The following is an 18,080-nucleotide window of genomic DNA, read 5'->3' as shown; positions in this document are numbered from 1 at the left end:
AACAGGGCAAAAGGAGGTAAAAAGATAAAAAATAAAAGCTTCAGCAAAATGCTAAAGCTTAAAAATCATTTAAAATTGCTTATTGATGGTGCCGGAGGTCGGACTCGAACCGACATGCTTTTGGGGCGCATGATTTTGAGTCATGTGCGTCTGCCAATTCCGCCACTCCGGCGCTACGTTATTTATATTAGCACATGTATATATAAAAATCAATAAAAAATTATCGTAAAGGTCTATATATTTTTTCTCAAATTATATATAGAATGGGTTGTCATTTATGATATAATTGAATATCATGTACTAGTCGAGTTAGCTTATACTACTTCTGGAGGTAAAAATGGATCCAATTACACACGGAGTTGTAGGCCTTGCGATGGCAGCTTTTACGGGAGAAGCGGTCTCAATGGCCAATCCTTACGCAATAGGAAGCTTGTTAGGTGCGGTTATTCCTGATGGAGATATAGTTATGCAGCTAAGAGGAGACTATAGTTATCTTAAAAATCACAGAGGGATGTCTCATTCGATCCCGTTTATTTTTTTGTACGGAATGGCTATAACAGCTTTATTGTCCTTCATATATCCCGGAGCATCCATGATGAAGCTATTTTTATATGCTGTTTCCGGATGTATATCACATTTGATGCTGGATATAACAAACTCATATGGAGCCCAGGTCTTGTGGCCATTTTACAGGAAAAAAGTGACTTTAGATTTACTTTTGGTATATGACCCGCTTTTGATAATTTTGTCACTTGCAATTATTATCCCAAATGTTAGAACTAAAATTAACCCCATTATTGCACTAATTATTTTTGCAGTGTATTTATCAGTACGATATTGGATGAAGAGCCATGCAAAAAAAATAATCAAAGCTCATTTTGATTGTTCTGATGAGATATTGTTTATAAGGATTTTGCCTTCGATGGTAGGGATTGTCAGATGGCATTTTGTTATAAGATCTCAAGGCAAAAGAATAATCGGAGAGGTAAATATTCTGCCCGAAAGGTTTCGCATCATAGAAGTTATGGATGATTTGGACAATAAATTATTTAAGGCTGTAAAGAATACCAACATCGCAAAGTTTTTCGGTGAATTTACACCGCTTTTTCATGTTAAATGCAGCAAGACCAAACATGGCTATGAGTATAGCTTTACTGATTTAAGATATTACATTGCAAAGGATTTCTTGCATCATGCCACTGCCGTGATGGATGAGAATTTTAAATTGGTAAACTCGGTTTTTCATCCTTATCGCAGGACCCGAAATGTAGAAATATAGGTATATATTTTGTACCTATATTTTTAATGCTGACGAAACTTTATAATAGATGAAACTTTATGGCAGCAAGTTCGTCTAAATAAAGAGGGGTTATATAGTTATTAAGGGGGAGGGTGAAAGATGGAAGATACAGAAAGGCTTCTTGTAGATAAAAGCAAAAAGGGCGACCTGGATGCCTTTGAAGAACTTATTTCCGCCTATGAAAAAAAAGCATACAACATTGCCTATAGGATGATGGGAAATGAAGAAGATGCGAAAGATATGGCACAGGAAGCATTCATTAAAATATATAAGTCTATCCAGAACTTTAGGGAAGAATCATCTTTTTCTACATGGCTGTATAGGATAGTTACAAATGTCTGTCTCGACGAATTAAGGAAAAGAAAGAATGATAGGCTGGTGCCTCTGGAGTTGAATATAGAAACAGACAAGGGATCAGCCATAGTTGAACTTAGTGCGGAGAAGGAAACTCCCGAAGATATCTATGAAAGAGTGGAGAAAAGACAGCTTATACAAAATGCCATATCATCTCTCGGAGATGATTATAAAACGGTCATAATACTTAGGGACATTCAAGGCTTTGGCTACGAAGAGATTGCATCCATGCTCAATTGTTCCCTGGGCACTATCAAATCAAGGATTAATAGAGCCCGGAACCAGCTCAAAGATAAGCTCCGATACCAATTGGAACTTTACGAAAAAAAGAGCGTCTAACTGTTTGAAAGGGAGGGATAGAGAATGGATTGCGAATTAGTTACAAGTCTTATGTCTTCCTATATAGACAAAGACATGAATGAAATAGATAAAATAGAACTAGAAAAGCATTTGGAAAGCTGTCCTGATTGCATGGAAGAATACCGTTTGCTTTTGTCCGCAGTACAATATTGCAACGAATTAGAAGAAATTGAATTACCCGGAACCTTTCACCATGACCTCATGCAAAAACTTCAGGAATTGGGTTCTGATAATAAAAAGAAAAGCTTTTTTAATAGAAATTGGAGCTGGATGGCAGGCGTTGCTGCCGTATTTGTTGTTGCAGTTATTGGGCTTTCTTCTTTGGATCGCCTGCCAAGATTTGATACCAGCAATACAGCTGTAGAGGAAAGCGCTGGGTATGGTGCCGTTCCTCAGGCTAAGGCTAAAATGACAGGTGAAGCACCGGCTGAATACGACAGAGGAGCAGTGAACTTTTCTGAATCTATAGAAATTCCTGCGGCAGATATGGCTGCTAATTATGCTTTAAAAAGTACTTCTGTTGCTTTAGATAAGGCAAAAGAATCAGAGCAGCAGTCTTTTGAAAGGAAGATAATAACCAGCGGAAATGTTTCTCTGGAAGTCGCGGATTTTGATGATAAGATGAAGAGCATCGAAGAACTGGCTGAGAGAAATGGCGGATATGTGGAAAATTCCAATGTGGATAATAATGTATACTATGGCGCCGAAGGCAAGAGCGACAAATTAAAAACCGGAAGCATAACCTTGAGGATACCGGCGGCTAAGTTTAGTTCAACCGTGGAAGAGATAAAGACCATGGGTGAGGTCATAAACCATAATACAAATTCTGTGGATATTACGGAACAGTATTATGATACGACAACAAGAGTAGAGAATTTGAAAGTGCAGGAGAACAGGCTCAGAGAGCTTGTGGGAATGGCAAAGAATGTAGATGAGATACTCAAAATTGAAAATGAACTGAACCGGGTCAGAAGCGATATAGAGCTTATGTCAACGGATATAAAACGGTGGGATAAACAAGTAAGCCTGTCTTCCTTATATGTAAGCTTGAAGGAAATAAAAGCAGGCAAGCTGGAGACATTAAATATTCCTACTATTTGGACAAAAGCTTATAAAGGATTTTATGGAGCCATAAATAATATACTCAGAGGTGCAGAGGGGCTGTTTGTATATACGGTAACTGCACTCCCGTATATATTTATCCTGGCAATTGTTTCGCTTATTTCATATTTGATCCTGCTTAAAGTCCGACCTAAGAAAATAAAATAAGCTGATAATATATATTCATCTAATCGGATTCTTCAGAATCCGATTTTTTTTAACATAATATAAAGGGTTTTTAGAAAACGTATGGAAATAATAAGATTAAACTAATTTTGGAGGATATTGAGGAATGAAAAAGGATAGTATGATTATAATAGATGGCAATAGCCTCATGCACAGGGCTTTTTATGCTTTACCGCCTTTAACCAATAAAGACGGGCTTCATACAAATGTTATATACGGCTTTGTGAATATGATAAATAAGCTGATCGAAGGCTATAAACCAAAGTATATGGCTATAGCTTTTGATCTTAAAGGGCCTACATTCAGGCATAAGGAATATGCAGAATATAAGGCAAAAAGGCTGAAGATGGCAGAAGATATGGCGGAACAAATACCATATCTGAAAAAGGTTGTCGATGCCATGAATATTAAAAGACTTGAAATAGAAGGCTTTGAAGCTGATGATATAATCGGGACATTGTCTAAGAAATCGGGCAAAGAAGATGTAGATATATTGATAGTGACAGGGGATCGTGACGCTTTTCAGCTCATCGATGAAAATATTCACGTTCTTATGACTAAAAAAGGCATAAGCGAGATGGAAGAGTATGATAATGAAAAGCTTATTTCACAATATGGCGTCACCCCTGAACAAGTGATCGACCTTAAAGGCCTTATGGGAGATGCATCAGACAATATACCCGGTGTGCCCGGCGTAGGTGAAAAAACTGCTTTAGAGCTCATCAAGCAATTCGGCACAGTTGAGAATCTGCTGGAGAATACTGAAAACATTAAGAAAAATAAAGTACGCGAGAATGTAGAAAACAATAAGGAAATGGCGCGGCTTTCAAAAAGACTGGCTACCATAGTGACAGATGTGCCTATAGATGCACCTTTGGAGGATTTTACATATAAAGAGCCGGATTACGAAGCTTTATATGAATTATATAGCATGCTGAACTTTAAAAGCCTTCTGGATAAAATGAAAAGCTATCCTGCCAGGAAGGAAATCGAAGGCTCACAACAGGATATTGTCATCAATGAAATCAAAGGGGAAGCTGAGATAAAGCAGCTTTTAGTGAAATTTGCCAAGGAAGGCAGAATCGTTTTTAAGGCTTCTCAAAGCCCTCATGGTGTGCCGGACTATATATATGTGTCTGCTGAAGGCAGGCAATACTCTATTGCTGTTGATGAAATATCAATACCTTTTATTAAAGATGTTATGGAGAACGAAAATATTGAAAAGGCAGGCCATGACATTAAGGCTGACCTGGTATCGTTAAAAAATATAGGCATCAATGTTGAAAATGTGAAGTTTGACAGCATGATAGGAGCATATTTGCTGAATCCGTCAAAACCTGATTATAAGCTGAGGAATATCTATAGCGAATTTTTCGGAACCGAGATAAAGGATTATGAAAGCAAAGAGGGTGACATCAGGCAAAACTATTGCAGCAGTGTCAAAGCGATTGCCGAATTGATCGATCCCATAAGAGAAAACATAGCAAAGATGAACATGGAGCAGCTTTACAACGAGGTGGAGGTGCCGCTGATAGAAGTGCTGGCAGATATGGAGCATGAGGGCTTTAAGGTAGATAAAGAAAGGCTTTTAGAGCTGTCTGCATTGTATTCGGAAAAGCTTTCAAAGCTCACGGAGGAGATATACGGCTTCGCAGGAGAAGAGTTTAATATCAATTCTACAAAGCAGCTGAGTGTAATACTATTTGAGAAGCTTATGCTGCCTCCTATTAAGAAAACAAAAACAGGTTACTCTACAGATGTAGAGGTTCTGGAACAGCTTTCCGATAAGCACCCGATTATTGAAAAGCTGCTGGAATATAGACAGCTTCTCAAAATAAAGTCAACCTATGTAGAGGGTTTGATCAATATAATAAACGAAAGAACAGGCAAGATACATTCTAAATTCAATCAGACAGTTACAGCGACAGGGAGGCTCAGCAGCACGGAGCCCAATCTTCAGAACATTCCTGTAAAGACTGAAAACGGCAGAGAGATAAGGAAGGTCTTTGTACCTCAGAATGAAGATTATGTTCTGGTTGATGCAGACTATTCCCAGATCGAGCTTAGAGTCTTGGCTCATATCTCAGGGGATGAAGGCTTGATAAAGTCCTTTATCAATAACGAGGATATTCACAGAAGGACTGCTTCCGAAGTTTTCGGGGTGGATAGCGATCTGGTCAGCCCTCTCATGAGAAGCAGGGCCAAAGCGGTGAATTTCGGGATAGTCTATGGCATAAGTGACTTTGGATTATCTCGGGATTTGAAGATTCCGAGAAAAGAAGCAAAGCTTTATATAGATAATTATTTTGATAGATATCCCTTGGTAAAAAAATATATGGAGGACATTGTAAAAGAGGGTAAGGAGAAGGGCTATGTAACTACGATATTAAACAGGATAAGATATATTCCCGAGCTCTCCTCTTCCAATGCCGTGCAGAGGAATTTCGGGGAGAGGATGGCCATGAATACTCCTATTCAGGGAAGTGCGGCAGATATTATCAAGATTGCTATGGTAAGCGTTTATAAGGAATTAAAGGCGAGAAGGATGAAATCCAGGCTTATATTGCAGATACACGATGAACTCATTGTAGAAGCCTATAAGGATGAGGTTGAAGAAGTGAAAAAAATCGTAAAGGAAAAAATGGAAAAAGCCTTTACTTTAAAAGTACCGCTTACTGTAGATGTTAACGCCGGTATGAGCTGGTACGATACAAAATAAGGTATTTATAGCATTTTCGGAGGCGATTTGATGATCATTGGATTAACCGGAGGCATTGCAAGCGGTAAAAGCACAGTTTCTTCTATCCTGAAGCAATTTGGCGCATACATCATAGATGTTGACGAAGTAGGAAGAAGTGTTGTGCAAAAGGGAGAAAAAGCATATAATGAAATAGTTCAGTATTTTGGAGACGAAATATTGCTGCCTAGAGGTGAGATAAATAGAAAAGCACTTGGGCATATTGTTTTTTCTGATGGCGAAAAACTAAGAAAGTTGAATTCTATAACTCACCCTCATATAATTGCAAAAGTCAAAGAAATAATTGAAGAATTCCGATCTGACGGTGCAGATGTTATTGTTATAGATGCGGCAATATTGATTGAAATGGGACTGAATTCATTATGTGACAGTGTATGGCTTGTTTCTGTGGATAAGCAGACGCAATTGCATAGGCTCATAGAAAGGGACAGATTTTCATATGAAGATGCAAAAAACAGGATAAATGCTCAATTCAGCGATGAAAAGAAAGCTGAACATTCAGACGTAATCATATATAATACAAAAGGCCTGGAAGAGTTGAAGGAAGAAATAAAGCAGTTATGGAATACTGCACTAAGTACAGTTAAAAGGGGAGAAACTGTTGATCAATAGCAGAAAAGCGAGAAGATTATTTGTTATAATATTTGCAGTTATAGTTTTGTACATACTAGGCTTAAACATTCCCAAGCTGTTGAATGCTATATATCCCATTGAGTATAGGGATATTATAGTCAAATATGCTGATTCATATGGTCTGGACCCATATCTGGTTGCTGCCATAATCAAGGTTGAAAGCGGTTATGACAGCTATGCCAGGTCCTCTAAAGGGGCTTTGGGTTTAATGCAGATAAAGCCGTCAACAGGAGAGTGGATAGGAGAAAAGCTTAAGGTAACAAATTTTAGCGAGGAAATGTTGTATGACCCGGAGATAAATATAAAAATGGGATGCTGGTACCTGGACTATCTTTTTAAGTATTATAATGGAGATATAAAGCTGGTCCTGGCTGCATACAACGGCGGTCAGGGGAATGTGAGCAAGTGGCTGAAGGACGCCGATTACAGTGATGACGGGGTGACGCTGAAGAACATACCCTTTGCAGAAACGAAGCTTTATGTTGAAAAGATCAACAGAGCGTACAAGATGTACAGTAAGATATATAGAGATCTAATTAACAAAGGAAAGGAATGAAATTGATTGGCTGAAATAAGAAATTTAGCTGATGTAAAAAAAATTGAATTAGACCCTAACAGGCAAATTCATTCTGCCAGCGAGCAGGAAATTCTGGATGGATATACTACAGATATTTATTTCGTGAGAACTGTAGATATTTTAGACTCTATGGGAATAGCCGATAAGACGGTTACGGCAGAAATATTTCCAAGGAAACCCGGTATCTTTGCGGGAATACAAGAGGCCTTTAATGTTTTAAAAAATAAAGATCTGGAAATATGGGCGCTGCCGGAGGGTGAAAGCTTCGAAGGCAAAGAAACGGTAATGAGAATTATAGGGTCATACAGGGAGATATGCATATATGAAACAATATTGCTGGGTATACTTGCAAGCTCCTGCGGTTGGGCAACGGCTGCAAGAGAGTGCAGAGAAGCTTGTAAGGATAAGTCTTTCATCGTATTCGGATCAAGACATGTCCACCCATCTGTGGCTCCGGTGATGGAAAGAGCCGCTTTTATCGGAGGCGCTAACGGAGTCAGCAATATATTGGCGGCTAAGCTATTAGGCATAGAGCCATCAGGGACTTTACCCCATGCATCATTTTTGATCGCAGGAGATACTGTGTCGGTTGCTCAGGCATATGACAATACAATGCCTGAAAACCACAAAAGGATTGTTCTTATCGACACATTTAAAGATGAGGCAGAAGAGGCACTGAGGGTGGCAAAGGCCCTGGGAGGAAATCTCTATGGCATTAGATTGGATACTCCCAGCGAAAGAGGAGGAGTGACAGCAGAACTGGTGAAGGAAGTGAGAGCCCGTCTTGATATGGAAGGCTATAAGGATGTGAAGATATTCGTTTCCGGAGGCCTGTATCCTGACAAGATAAAGCTTTTGAGCGAAGCAGGTGCAGATTCCTTTGGAATAGGAAGCTATATATCAGGAGCGTCAGCAATTGATATGACCATGGATCTTAAGGAGATTGAGGGTAAGCCTATTGCTAAGAGGGGAAGAATCCCGGGCAGGGTGGAGAACCCGAAGCTTATCAGGCTTAAATAGTATACCAAGGAGAAGAATTATTTTATGAAGCGAAGAATTTTCCCTATAGCATTATTAATCATCATTTCACTTCTTGCGGTATCATGTTCTAAACCTGAAATTGAGGGAGGAACTGAGGTGCACATAGAAGATGAAAAACCGGGCAAAGGCGGAGTGATCAACATTGGCTGTATTGAACCTTTAACCTTTAATCCTTTGTTGGTAAACAGCAGAAGCTATGGTGATCTCACAAAACTTTTGTTTAATGGGCTTGTAGAGTATAATAATGCTTTAAAGCCCGTGCTCGTGCTGGCTGATGATATCAGCTTTGCAGAGGGTACAGGCCAGGCTGTGGTGAAGCTGAAAGAAAACTTGCATTGGAGCGATGGCGTGAGATTGACCTCAGAGGATGTGAAATTTACTCTGGATACTATAAAAAACTCACCTGATTCCATTTATAAGTCAAAACTCAATCACATCATTTCATACCAAATGGTAAATGATGTTACTATAAAAATAAATTTCGGAAATTGGCAATATAGTGCTATGGATTCATTGATCTTTCCTATAATTCCAAAGCATGTGTTTGGTACAGATCCAAATGCGACGCCGGTAGGGACAGGTCCTTATAAGGTCTCTTCCTACAGCAAGTTGAAGTATATGGAGCTGAAGGCCAATGAATATAGCATGCATAATACAACATCATATATTACTACTATCAGAGTCAATTTTATAAAAGACATGGATTCTTTTGATACTGCCTTTCAATCAGGACAGATAGATATAATTAATGCATCTTCTTATGGATGGGAAAAATATAAAGAATTGAGGAATGTAAATACTTATAGGTATCTTTCCAGAGATTATGAGTTTATAGCGGTGAATTTTCAAAACCCTGTACTGGCTGAAGTCGAAATAAGAAAGGCTTTGATGTATGGAATAAACAGAAAAGCCATAATAGAGAAATACCTGTTGGGCAACGCCGCTGTTACTGATACGCCGATAAGAAGCGACTCATGGATGTTTGACGGAGATGTTAATAAGTATACCTACAGCAAGGCGGAAGCTCAATATGCTATAAATAACGCCAAATTTTTGCTGAATGAGAAATCTAATATTTATGAGCGAGAGATAGACGGCAAGAAACAGCAGCTCAAGTTAAGCTTTATAACCAATTCGGAAAATGACTACAGGAAAAAAGCTGCTGAAGATATAAAGAGGAGCCTTGAGGAGATAGGCTTTGTAATTGATTTGAAAATAATGCCCTTTGAAGAAGTAAAAAAGCAAATGGAATCTAAAAAGTTTGATTTGGCACTTGTGGGCATGAGCTTTTCACCAGAAAGTGATTTATATGATTTCCTTCATAGTACGAAGGCTGTCGGAGGGAAAAATTACGGCAGCTATAGCAACCCCAGAGTCGATATATTGCTGGAGGAATCTCAGAATTTCCAGAGCCAGGAAAACAAATATGTCAACTATCTGGAGCTTCAAAGGATAATAAAAGATGAGCTGCCGGTTATAAGCTTGTTCTATAAAGAATATGCTTTGGTCATGAGAAGCAAAGTGCGCGGGGAAATTCAAGCTGACAGCGAGAATCTCTTCAGAACTATAAATAATTGGTACATTACCGAATCATTAAGGCAGGATGAATAAAATGTTATTGACATAAATCGTTGCAGAATATATAATAATCCATGTAGCAGATTTAATAAATGCTTTGCGAGAGTGGCGGAACTGGCAGACGCGCACGTTTGAGGGGCGTGTGGGCAACCATACGGGTTCAAGTCCCGTCTCTCGCACCATATAGAATGTCAGAACTTCATGGCTATAAGCTTTGAAGTTTTTTATTTTTTGAACTGTGACAATTATTTCACGTATTTCCTAGCTTCATAAATTATAAAAGACTTATTTTGCAGCTAAAGCTCCTAAATCGTGTTTTAGACCGCTCTTAATTTACTGATTTTACATGGGCATATTAAAAGGATTTTCATAGCTTTTGTAGAATATTAATACTCATATAAATCATTAAGGTGGTATTATGCTTGCATTAAACTTAGAAATTGAGGATTTTTTTTTCAGGGATATAAAAAAAGATGAATTGAACAAGGTTTTAGAGCTATACAACGATGTCGACGAATCAATTTTTGCTACAGGCATCGACAGACAGCTATCCATAGAGGAGATGGGAGAAAAATATCTGGAGGTTTTGATCAACAGCTATGAATTTTTTATCGGAATTTTTTCTAAGGGTAACGAAGAACTCATTGGGGTAATAAAGGGCCACATAGATTATGACAATAGCGAAGAAGCCTGGATTTCATCATTTTTGATTAAAAAGGATTTTAGAAACACAGGTATAGGCAATAAAAGCATCAATGCTTTTATATCTTTTATGAACAAAACCTATGATGTTAAAAAGGTTTTGGCCGGAGTCATTTCTAAAAACAAGAGAGGTATGGAATTCTGGATAAATGCAGGCTTTCAGCATATAAGGGTCATCAAGGAATATATAAGCCTGAACAATGGCTATGAAGATTTCATCATATTAAAAAAAGATATCAAGACTTTTAATAAATAATAACTCCCCTATGTTTTTAGAGGAGTTATTATTTAAAATGTTTTGTTACATTTTTAACATTATGTATTTATGAATACATATTATTAATTAAAGGAATTTATTATATAATCTTATTGAGGGGAGGATAACAGATGAAGCTTAGGCAAATAAAAGATGCCTTGCAGGCTGATGTGCTATGGGGAGAGGAGTCGCTGGATAGGGAGATTTCCTATGCATTCGGTTCTGACTTGATGAGCGATGTTTTAGCCTTTGTAAAAACAGGTACGATTCTTTTGACGGGTCTGATAAATTCTCAGGTTATCAGAACTGCTGAGATGGCTGATGTGAGTGCTATACTTTTTGTAAGAGGCAAGGTTCCCGATGAGGATGTCATAGATCTTGCCAGAGAAAATTCTATAACAATCCTTACGACGAAATATACTCTTTTTACGACTTCCGGAATACTTTATAGCTGTGGATTAAGAGGGATAGAAGCAGAATCTAGGAGATAAAGATATGGGAAATATATCATATGAATTTCAGGTTGAAAAGGATGATTTTGAAAGGGCCGGCGAGGCTTCGAGCAAAATAAAGAAAATTTTAAGACAGCTTGGAATGGATTCAGGAATTATTAGAAGGGTGGCGATAGGAGCATACGAAGCAGAAATAAATTTAGTCATACATTCTTTAGGAGGGATAATCAGTTTCAGTATTGAGCCGAAATCAATAACAATAATTGCCAAGGATAGCGGTCCAGGCATTGAAAATGTCGAGCTTGCTATGAAAGAAGGATATTCCACCGCCCCTGAAAGGATCAGAGAGATGGGCTTTGGAGCCGGAATGGGGCTGCCAAATATGAAAAAATGCTCAGATAGCTTTAATATTGAAAGCGTTGTTGGAAAGGGTACTGTAATCACGATGAAAATGATGCTGAAAGATGGTGATTAAATGGGCGAAGAATATAACCATTCAGTTATATTGCGAGAAGATAGATGCATAGGTTGTACCAGCTGTCTTAAAGTTTGTCCTACTGAAGCCATAAGGGTGAGAGACGGAAAGGCTAAAATAATTCCTGAAAGATGCATAGACTGCGGTGAATGCATAAAAATATGCCCAAATCATGCTAAGAGTGCCATAACAGATGAATTGAGCATGATAAAAAAATATAAATACAGCATAGCAATACCTTCATTAACGATATATGGACAGTTTCCTTCCAATATAGGCATAAGCGATATGCTGGGAGCCATTAAAAAAATAGGTTTTGATGAAGTGGTTGAAGGAACTGTGGGGGCAGACATATCAATACATTTGATAAAGGAATACCTGCTCAAAAAACCTGATACAAAGGTTCCTGTAATCAATTCATCCTGTCCGGCTGTTATAAGACTGATACAAATGAGGTTTCCGGATTTGATCCCTAATATAATTGATATTGAAACGCCCATAGAAATAACTGCCAGGATTGCAAAGACAGAGGCATCCAAGAGAATTGGCTTGAGCCTTGAAGATATAGGTATTTTTTTCATTACTCCATGTACTGCAAGGGTTACCAGTATTAGAAACCCTTTAGGAATAAGCAAATCCTATGTTAATGGTGCAATTTCCATGAAGGAGATATATGGAGAGATCGTGCGGAATTTGGTAACCCATAACACGCCCAATATGGGCACGAGTACAAAGGAATCTTTATTCTGGCCTATTGCCGGAGGTCAGGCAGAGGCTTTGAATATCGAAAACTACCTTGCCGTAGACGGTATTCATGATGTCATAAGGGTTCTTGAGGAAATAGAGCTTGGCAAACTGGAGGATGTTGAGTTTATCGAATGCTCTGCTTGTACCGGGGGATGTGTGGGCGGGCCCCTGGTTATCCAGAATTCTTTTATTGCTAAGAACAGAATAATGAAATATTCAAGAAAGGTAGAGGATACCAAGCATACTGCAGAAGAACTGAACAAGTTTATAGAGATGTATGAAAGCGGGTTTATCAGGTTGACGGAAAAGATAGAGCCTAAACCTGTTATGATGCTTGACAAGGATATAGCCAAGTCCATTCAAAAGATGGAGTTTGTTACCGAGATACTAAAGGGATTACCCGGTTTGGATTGCGGAATATGCGGTTCTCCAACCTGCAGAGCTTTTGCAGAGGACATTGTAAAAGGAGAAAACAGCAGGGCAGTATGTATGATCAAAACTATGAATGGCTTTAAAAATAGAAAAAGTTAGAGGAGTGCATTTAAGATGACAGTCAGAGAAATGTGTGAAAGATTGGAGCTTAAACCTTTAACCGGAGAATGCGGGATGGATCGCGAGGTAAGCGGAGCTTATATTTGTGATCTTTTGAGCTGGGTTATGTCTCATGCTCAGAGGGGAGATGCATGGATCACTATTCAAACGCATACTAATATTGTTGCGGTAGCTACTTTGCTTGAGCTTTCTTCCGTTATTATAGCTGAGGCTGCAGAAGTAGAGGAGGATACGATCAAAAAAGCAATAGATGAGGATATACCGATTCTGGTCTCCAATAAAAGCGCTTTTTTGATAGCTAAAGGATTATTAAATGCCGGATTAGGTAAATAGTATGAAATTCGCAGTTGATTTGCATATTCATTCTGCTTTATCGCCTTGCGGCGATGAAGATATGACCCCTAATAACATAGTCAATATGGCGCTTTTAAAAGGCTTAGATATGATAGCAGTGACGGATCACAACAGCGCAGCAAATTTGCCTGCGGTGCTTGAGGTAGGCAAAAAGCAGGGGCTAATGATTGTGCCTGGCATAGAGGTTCAAACAAAAGAGGAAGTGCACATCATATGTCTTTTTAGAACTCTGCAGAGCGCTTTGAAGCTTGATGAGATCATATATAATTGTTTGCCTGATATACCAAATAATGAAGAGGTTTTTGGACGGCAGCTCATCATGAATTCCGAAGACCAAATCGTAGGCAAGGTAGACAAACTGCTCATCTCTTCATGCGCTTTATCCGTGAACGATGTTTTTATCCTGGCCAATGGCTTAGGCGGAGTATGCATACCTGCACATGTAGACAGGCCTGCATATAGCATAACTGCCAACCTTGGATTTATTCCGCCTTCGCTGAAGGTTAAAACTGTGGAGCTTTCAAAAAAAGATAGCCCGGAGATCATAATGAAAAGGCATCCTTTTTTAAAGAAGTATGATTATATCATATCCTCAGATGCCCATTACCTGTGGGATATAAGCGAGAGAGAGTTTTTTGTCGAAATGGAATTTCTTAGTTTTACAAACTTATTCGATATATTATGCCCAAACCAAAAAAAATTATAATTAATTTTAAATATTGTTAAATTTTTTATTTAGTTATGTTACAATAAAAAATAGGGTTAATAATTGACAGTTTTTTGTCAATATATACAATGTATTTTAGGGAGGGGACTCTTTAATGAACGAGCTTGAAATGAAAGAAAAGATGGAGAAGCTGGACCAAATAATCGAAAACCATAGAAACCAGCAAGGCGGCTTAATGCCTGTTCTTCATGAGACTCAAGAGCTTTTTGGATACATTCCTGAAGAGGCTCAAAAGAGAATATCAAAAGAACTGAACATTCCGATGGCGGAAATCTACGGAGTAGCAACTTTTTACTCCAGATTCACACTCAAACCCAGAGGTGAGCATACAATAGGGGTATGCTTGGGGACAGCTTGTTATGTAAAAAGTGCTCAATTAGTTTTTGAAAGACTCCAAAAAGAGCTTAAAGTTAAACCGGGAGAAACTACCGCAGATAACAAATTCACACTGGAGGCTACCAGATGCTTGGGATGCTGCGGGCTTGCGCCTGTTATGATGATAGGAGAAGACGTATACGGCAAGCTTGTTCCCGATGATATACCGGATATATTGAAAAAGTATCAGTAATAGGTTTTGTCATGAAGGAATTGTCTCTTCATATACTTGATATCGTTCAAAATTCTATTGCTGCGAAGGCCAGCTTAATTACTATAAACATTGTTGAGGATTTAACGACAGATATTTTCTCTATTGAAGTGATCGATAATGGACACGGAATGGACAAGGAATTAGCAGAAAGAATAAAAGATCCCTTTATCACAGGGAGAAAAACCAGAAAAGTAGGCTTGGGAGTGCCTTTGCTCTATAAAGCGTGCACCCGATGTCAAGGAGATTTGGAGATTCAGTCCGATAAAGGAAAAGGTACCAAAGTTATTGCCTGGTTCAAGCATAGTCATATAGACAGGGCACCGCTGGGAAATATGGTTGACACTATAATTGCTATAGTGATAGGCAATCCGGAGATAGATCTTATATATAATCATAAAATAAACGAAAACGAGTTTAATTTTGATACCAGGGAAATAAAGCGTATTTTAGGGGAAGTACCTATCAATGAGCCCCAGGTTATCTCATGGATAAAGGGATTTTTGGAGGAAGGTTTCAATAGTTTAAATGGAGGTGCAAGAATATGAAATCAATTAAAGATTTAGAGGAAATCAGAAAAAGAACCTATGATACAATCAATTTAAGAAAAGATCAACCAGGAACCAGAGTAGTTGTAGGCATGGCTACATGCGGCATTGCTGCGGGAGCCAGACCGGTTCTTGTGGCAATTATGGATGAGATAAAGAAAAATGAACTGGCAGATGTTGTCGTTGCACAAACCGGATGCATAGGTATGTGCAGGCTCGAGCCTATTGTAGAAGTATATAAGCCGGGAGAAGAAAAAGTAACTTATGTAAAAATGAATCCTTCGAAAGCTATCAGGGTAGTGAATGAACATGTTATGAAAGGCAAGATTGTTCAAGAATACACTGTAGGAGCAGAAGAAAACTAATAGATTTAAGGTTAGCAAACAATGAGGAGGTAATATGGAATGAAAATGTATCGCTCCCATGTCATGATTTGCAGAGGAACCGGCTGTTCATCTTCTAATTCGGAGCAGATAGCAAAAAATTTTGAAGAGCAGATCAAAATGCATGGTCTTGATGAAGAGGTAATTGTTGAGAGAACCGGCTGCTTTGGCTTATGCGCTCTTGGACCGATAGTCATCATATATCCTGAAGCTTCTTTCTACAGCCTTGTTAAGCCGGAAGACATAGAAGAAATCGTAAAGGAGCATCTTGTAAAGGGCAGAGTTGTTAAGAGGCTTCTTTATGCTGAGACTGTTGCGGAAGACAGAATAAAATCAATAAATGAAGTAAACTTCTATAAGAAACAGCACAGGGTTGCACTAAGAAATTGCGGTGTTATAAACCCTGAAAACATAGATGAATATATAGCTTTTGACGGATATAAGGCTCTATCAAGGTGCTTGACTGAGCTAAAGCCTGAAGAAGTTATTGATATAGTAAAGAGATCAGGCCTCAGAGGCAGAGGCGGCGCCGGCTTCTCAACAGGAATGAAATGGGAGTTCACTGCAAAAGCACAAGGCGATATAAAATATGTATGCTGCAATGCTGACGAAGGCGACCCGGGAGCATTCATGGACAGAAGCGTTCTGGAAGGAGACCCCCATTCCGTATTGGAGGCTATGACAATAGCAGGCTATGCTGTCGGGGGCAGTCAGGGCTATATATATGTCAGAGCCGAATATCCAATCGCGGTTAAACGTCTTGGAATAGCCATCAATCAGGCAAGAGCTTATGGATTGCTTGGAAAGAACATATTGGGAACAGACTTTAGCTTTGATATAGAATTGAGACTTGGAGCAGGAGCTTTCGTGTGCGGCGAAGAAACAGCCTTGCTGGCTTCCATAGAAGGCCAAAGAGGAATGCCTAGGCCGAGGCCTCCTTTCCCGGCAGTTAAAGGTTTATTTGGAAAGCCCACCTTGTTGAATAACGTTGAAACTTACGCCAATATTTGCCAGATCATTAATAACGGACCCGAGTGGTTTGCCTCTATGGGAACAGAAAAATCAAAGGGCACTAAAGTGTTTGCACTTGGCGGTAAGATTAATCACACCGGACTGGTGGAAGTTCCCATGGGTACAACCATGAGAGAAATAATATACGAGATAGGCGGAGGTTGCCCCAACGGCAAAGCCTTTAAAGCAGCTCAGACAGGCGGACCGTCAGGCGGCTGTATACCTGGAGAGAAGCTTGATGTGCCCATAGATTATGATAATCTGACTGCTCTTGGTTCTATGATGGGATCCGGCGGACTCATCGTTATGGACGAAGATAACTGTATGGTTGACATAGCTAAGTTCTTCCTGGAATTTACCGTAGATGAATCCTGCGGAAAATGTACACCTTGCAGAGAAGGCACTAAGAGAATGTATGAAATACTGGATAGGATCACAAAGGGCAAAGGAGAAGAAGGCGACATTGCAAAACTGGAAACCCTTGCAAAAAATATTAAGAACTCAGCTCTTTGTGCATTGGGACAAACTGCCCCTAACCCCGTGTTATCTACATTGAGATACTTCAGAGATGAATATGAAGCCCATATAAGAGAAAAGAGATGTCCTGCAGGTGTATGCCAGGCATTGCTGCAATACAGGATCTCCGAAGAAAAATGTAAAGCCTGCGGAATTTGTGCAAAACAATGTCCTGTATCAGCAATATCAGGTAAGCCGAAGACTCCATATGTTATTGATCAGGAAAAGTGCATTAAATGCGGCGCTTGTATGGAGAAATGCCCATTCAAGGCTATTTCCAGAGGATAATAGAATAAAAAATATTATGTTCATAGGTCGGCAGGGCTAATTCGGCTCAGCCGGCCTTTTGCGTCTATATCAATGATTATAGGTGATTCTGGCGTTTCGCAGCATATTTTTTTTGTTCTATCAACAAGCTTCAATATTTCAGGCCAAGCTTTTTTTGTTCCGAGGAGCAATAGAGGAACTCCTATTATATTTATGCCAAGGCCTCTGGAAAAAAAACCTCCGAAGGTCATAGGCAAAGGCACTGTTGGAGAGGAATTTATAAAGAAAAAGCTTTCGTTTATTCCGCATTCATTGTATAAATTCAACAGCAAGCTTCTCATAGCGGGCACCAATGCTTTTGAGGTGCCCCTTCCTATAGTATAGACACTGTTTCCATACTCGTCTTTACCATGGAATATCAGCCTGCCCATATCCTTATACGTTAATTTGTTAAAATATTTAAGATTCAAAATTTCTTCATCAGAAGGTATTCTATCAGAAGGCAGGAATTTCATATGAACTGCAGAGCTTAAAATTGAAGAATGTGTACCACCATAGCAATTGTAGATTATTACCATATAATTTGAGTCACTCTCCTTAGAATACTGTTAATAAT

At 38.9% G+C, this 18,080-nt stretch carries 19 protein-coding genes and 2 tRNA genes; 19 read left to right on the top strand and 2 right to left on the bottom strand.

Translation table 11 applies throughout. From position 1 onward, the window contains the following. Window positions 1–86: 86 nt before the first annotated feature. Window positions 87–172: transfer RNA gene (locus tag LJD61_RS02945), tRNA-Leu, on the bottom strand. Window positions 173–337: 165 nt separating this feature from the next. Here LJD61_RS02945 and LJD61_RS02940 point away from each other — a divergent pair. The 19 genes from LJD61_RS02940 to nuoF all read left to right on the top strand — a co-directional run bounded on the left by LJD61_RS02940 (window position 338) and on the right by nuoF (window position 17,485). Continuing rightward, the gene (locus LJD61_RS02940) at window positions 338–1,279 is read left to right on the top strand and encodes a metal-dependent hydrolase (protein WP_255225985.1); all 942 of its coding nucleotides are present in this window, start codon (window positions 338–340) and stop codon (window positions 1,277–1,279) included. 120 nt (window positions 1,280–1,399) lie between these two features. After that, window positions 1,400–1,993, top strand: a complete 594-nt coding sequence (locus LJD61_RS02935) for an RNA polymerase sigma factor (RefSeq protein WP_255225984.1) — start codon at window positions 1,400–1,402, stop codon at window positions 1,991–1,993. A gap of 24 nt (window positions 1,994–2,017) precedes the next feature. Continuing rightward, window positions 2,018–3,283 carry a DUF4349 domain-containing protein gene (locus LJD61_RS02930; RefSeq protein ID WP_255225983.1) on the top strand — a complete coding sequence of 422 codons (1,266 nt, stop codon included), beginning with the start codon at window positions 2,018–2,020 and terminating at the stop codon, window positions 3,281–3,283. 124 nt (window positions 3,284–3,407) lie between these two features. Beyond that, window positions 3,408–6,020 (top strand): DNA polymerase I, encoded by a 2,613-nt coding sequence (polA, locus tag LJD61_RS02925; protein ID WP_255225982.1) that lies wholly within the window; start codon window positions 3,408–3,410, stop codon window positions 6,018–6,020. Between the two features lie 27 nt (window positions 6,021–6,047). Further along, window positions 6,048–6,671 carry a dephospho-CoA kinase gene (coaE, locus tag LJD61_RS02920; protein WP_408614651.1) on the top strand — a complete coding sequence of 208 codons (624 nt, stop codon included), beginning with the start codon at window positions 6,048–6,050 and terminating at the stop codon, window positions 6,669–6,671. Beyond that, complete coding sequence (locus tag LJD61_RS02915; RefSeq protein WP_255225980.1) at window positions 6,661–7,248, top strand: lytic transglycosylase domain-containing protein; 588 nt, start codon at window positions 6,661–6,663, stop codon at window positions 7,246–7,248. Before coaE ends, LJD61_RS02915 begins: the two co-directional genes overlap by 11 nt. Before the next feature lie 6 nt (window positions 7,249–7,254). Further along, on the top strand, window positions 7,255–8,289 hold the full coding sequence (locus LJD61_RS02910; protein ID WP_255225979.1) for a nicotinate phosphoribosyltransferase: 1,035 nt from the start codon (window positions 7,255–7,257) through the stop codon (window positions 8,287–8,289). Between the two features lie 24 nt (window positions 8,290–8,313). Further along, on the top strand, window positions 8,314–9,921 hold the full coding sequence (locus LJD61_RS02905; protein ID WP_255225978.1) for a peptide ABC transporter substrate-binding protein: 1,608 nt from the start codon (window positions 8,314–8,316) through the stop codon (window positions 9,919–9,921). Between the two features lie 66 nt (window positions 9,922–9,987). After that, window positions 9,988–10,070: transfer RNA gene (locus LJD61_RS02900), tRNA-Leu, on the top strand. Window positions 10,071–10,306: 236 nt separating this feature from the next. Continuing rightward, on the top strand, window positions 10,307–10,846 hold the full coding sequence (locus LJD61_RS02895) for a GNAT family N-acetyltransferase (protein ID WP_255225977.1): 540 nt from the start codon (window positions 10,307–10,309) through the stop codon (window positions 10,844–10,846). A gap of 131 nt (window positions 10,847–10,977) precedes the next feature. After that, window positions 10,978–11,337: a DRTGG domain-containing protein gene (locus LJD61_RS02890; RefSeq protein WP_255225976.1), complete on the top strand. Its 360-nt coding sequence runs from the start codon at window positions 10,978–10,980 to the stop codon at window positions 11,335–11,337. Between the two features lie 4 nt (window positions 11,338–11,341). Continuing rightward, window positions 11,342–11,773, top strand: a complete 432-nt coding sequence (locus tag LJD61_RS02885; protein ID WP_255225975.1) for an ATP-binding protein — start codon at window positions 11,342–11,344, stop codon at window positions 11,771–11,773. Beyond that, the gene (locus tag LJD61_RS02880) at window positions 11,774–13,051 is read left to right on the top strand and encodes a [Fe-Fe] hydrogenase large subunit C-terminal domain-containing protein (protein ID WP_255225974.1); all 1,278 of its coding nucleotides are present in this window, start codon (window positions 11,774–11,776) and stop codon (window positions 13,049–13,051) included. A gap of 15 nt (window positions 13,052–13,066) precedes the next feature. Then, complete coding sequence (locus LJD61_RS02875) at window positions 13,067–13,405, top strand: AraC family transcriptional regulator (protein WP_255225973.1); 339 nt, start codon at window positions 13,067–13,069, stop codon at window positions 13,403–13,405. 1 nt (window position 13,406) lies between these two features. Further along, window positions 13,407–14,132, top strand: a complete 726-nt coding sequence (locus LJD61_RS02870; protein WP_255225972.1) for a PHP domain-containing protein — start codon at window positions 13,407–13,409, stop codon at window positions 14,130–14,132. Between the two features lie 115 nt (window positions 14,133–14,247). Then, complete coding sequence (gene nuoE / locus LJD61_RS02865; protein ID WP_255225971.1) at window positions 14,248–14,721, top strand: NADH-quinone oxidoreductase subunit NuoE; 474 nt, start codon at window positions 14,248–14,250, stop codon at window positions 14,719–14,721. A gap of 11 nt (window positions 14,722–14,732) precedes the next feature. Further along, window positions 14,733–15,287 carry an ATP-binding protein gene (locus LJD61_RS02860; protein ID WP_255225970.1) on the top strand — a complete coding sequence of 185 codons (555 nt, stop codon included), beginning with the start codon at window positions 14,733–14,735 and terminating at the stop codon, window positions 15,285–15,287. After that, on the top strand, window positions 15,284–15,652 hold the full coding sequence (locus LJD61_RS02855) for a (2Fe-2S) ferredoxin domain-containing protein (RefSeq protein WP_255225969.1): 369 nt from the start codon (window positions 15,284–15,286) through the stop codon (window positions 15,650–15,652). Before LJD61_RS02860 ends, LJD61_RS02855 begins: the two co-directional genes overlap by 4 nt. A 39-nt stretch (window positions 15,653–15,691) precedes the next feature. Beyond that, window positions 15,692–17,485 (top strand): NADH-quinone oxidoreductase subunit NuoF, encoded by a 1,794-nt coding sequence (gene nuoF, locus LJD61_RS02850; RefSeq protein WP_255225968.1) that lies wholly within the window; start codon window positions 15,692–15,694, stop codon window positions 17,483–17,485. 20 nt (window positions 17,486–17,505) lie between these two features. Here nuoF and LJD61_RS02845 read toward each other — a convergent pair whose 3' ends face one another. Further along, the gene (locus LJD61_RS02845) at window positions 17,506–18,042 is read right to left on the bottom strand and encodes a DUF3189 family protein (RefSeq protein WP_255225967.1); all 537 of its coding nucleotides are present in this window, start codon (window positions 18,040–18,042) and stop codon (window positions 17,506–17,508) included. Between the last annotated feature and the right edge of the window lie 38 nt (window positions 18,043–18,080).

The sequence above is a fragment of the Lutispora saccharofermentans genome, from assembly GCF_024363565.1.
GTDB lineage: Bacteria > Bacillota > Clostridia > Lutisporales > Lutisporaceae > Lutispora > Lutispora saccharofermentans.
This window is presented reverse-complemented; position numbering and strand designations above follow the sequence as displayed.

What these genes read in the sequence shown, in the direction of transcription:
- polA (WP_255225982.1), top strand. Translation starts at nt 3,408, where the DNA reads ATGAAAAAGGATAGTATGATTATAATAGATGGCAATAGCCTCATGCAC.
- LJD61_RS02870 (WP_255225972.1), top strand. Translation starts at nt 13,407, where the DNA reads ATGAAATTCGCAGTTGATTTGCATATTCATTCTGCTTTATCGCCTTGC.
- LJD61_RS02890 (WP_255225976.1), top strand. Translation starts at nt 10,978, where the DNA reads ATGAAGCTTAGGCAAATAAAAGATGCCTTGCAGGCTGATGTGCTATGG.
- LJD61_RS02930 (WP_255225983.1), top strand. Translation starts at nt 2,018, where the DNA reads ATGGATTGCGAATTAGTTACAAGTCTTATGTCTTCCTATATAGACAAA.
- LJD61_RS02935 (WP_255225984.1), top strand. Translation starts at nt 1,400, where the DNA reads ATGGAAGATACAGAAAGGCTTCTTGTAGATAAAAGCAAAAAGGGCGAC.
- LJD61_RS02905 (WP_255225978.1), top strand. Translation starts at nt 8,314, where the DNA reads ATGAAGCGAAGAATTTTCCCTATAGCATTATTAATCATCATTTCACTT.
- LJD61_RS02875 (WP_255225973.1), top strand. Translation starts at nt 13,067, where the DNA reads ATGACAGTCAGAGAAATGTGTGAAAGATTGGAGCTTAAACCTTTAACC.
- nuoF (WP_255225968.1), top strand. Translation starts at nt 15,692, where the DNA reads ATGAAAATGTATCGCTCCCATGTCATGATTTGCAGAGGAACCGGCTGT.
- LJD61_RS02845 (WP_255225967.1), bottom strand. Translation starts at nt 18,042, where the DNA reads ATGGTAATAATCTACAATTGCTATGGTGGTACACATTCTTCAATTTTA.
- LJD61_RS02860 (WP_255225970.1), top strand. Translation starts at nt 14,733, where the DNA reads ATGAAGGAATTGTCTCTTCATATACTTGATATCGTTCAAAATTCTATT.
- LJD61_RS02855 (WP_255225969.1), top strand. Translation starts at nt 15,284, where the DNA reads ATGAAATCAATTAAAGATTTAGAGGAAATCAGAAAAAGAACCTATGAT.
- LJD61_RS02895 (WP_255225977.1), top strand. Translation starts at nt 10,307, where the DNA reads ATGCTTGCATTAAACTTAGAAATTGAGGATTTTTTTTTCAGGGATATA.
- LJD61_RS02885 (WP_255225975.1), top strand. Translation starts at nt 11,342, where the DNA reads ATGGGAAATATATCATATGAATTTCAGGTTGAAAAGGATGATTTTGAA.
- LJD61_RS02940 (WP_255225985.1), top strand. Translation starts at nt 338, where the DNA reads ATGGATCCAATTACACACGGAGTTGTAGGCCTTGCGATGGCAGCTTTT.
- LJD61_RS02880 (WP_255225974.1), top strand. Translation starts at nt 11,774, where the DNA reads ATGGGCGAAGAATATAACCATTCAGTTATATTGCGAGAAGATAGATGC.
- nuoE (WP_255225971.1), top strand. Translation starts at nt 14,248, where the DNA reads ATGAACGAGCTTGAAATGAAAGAAAAGATGGAGAAGCTGGACCAAATA.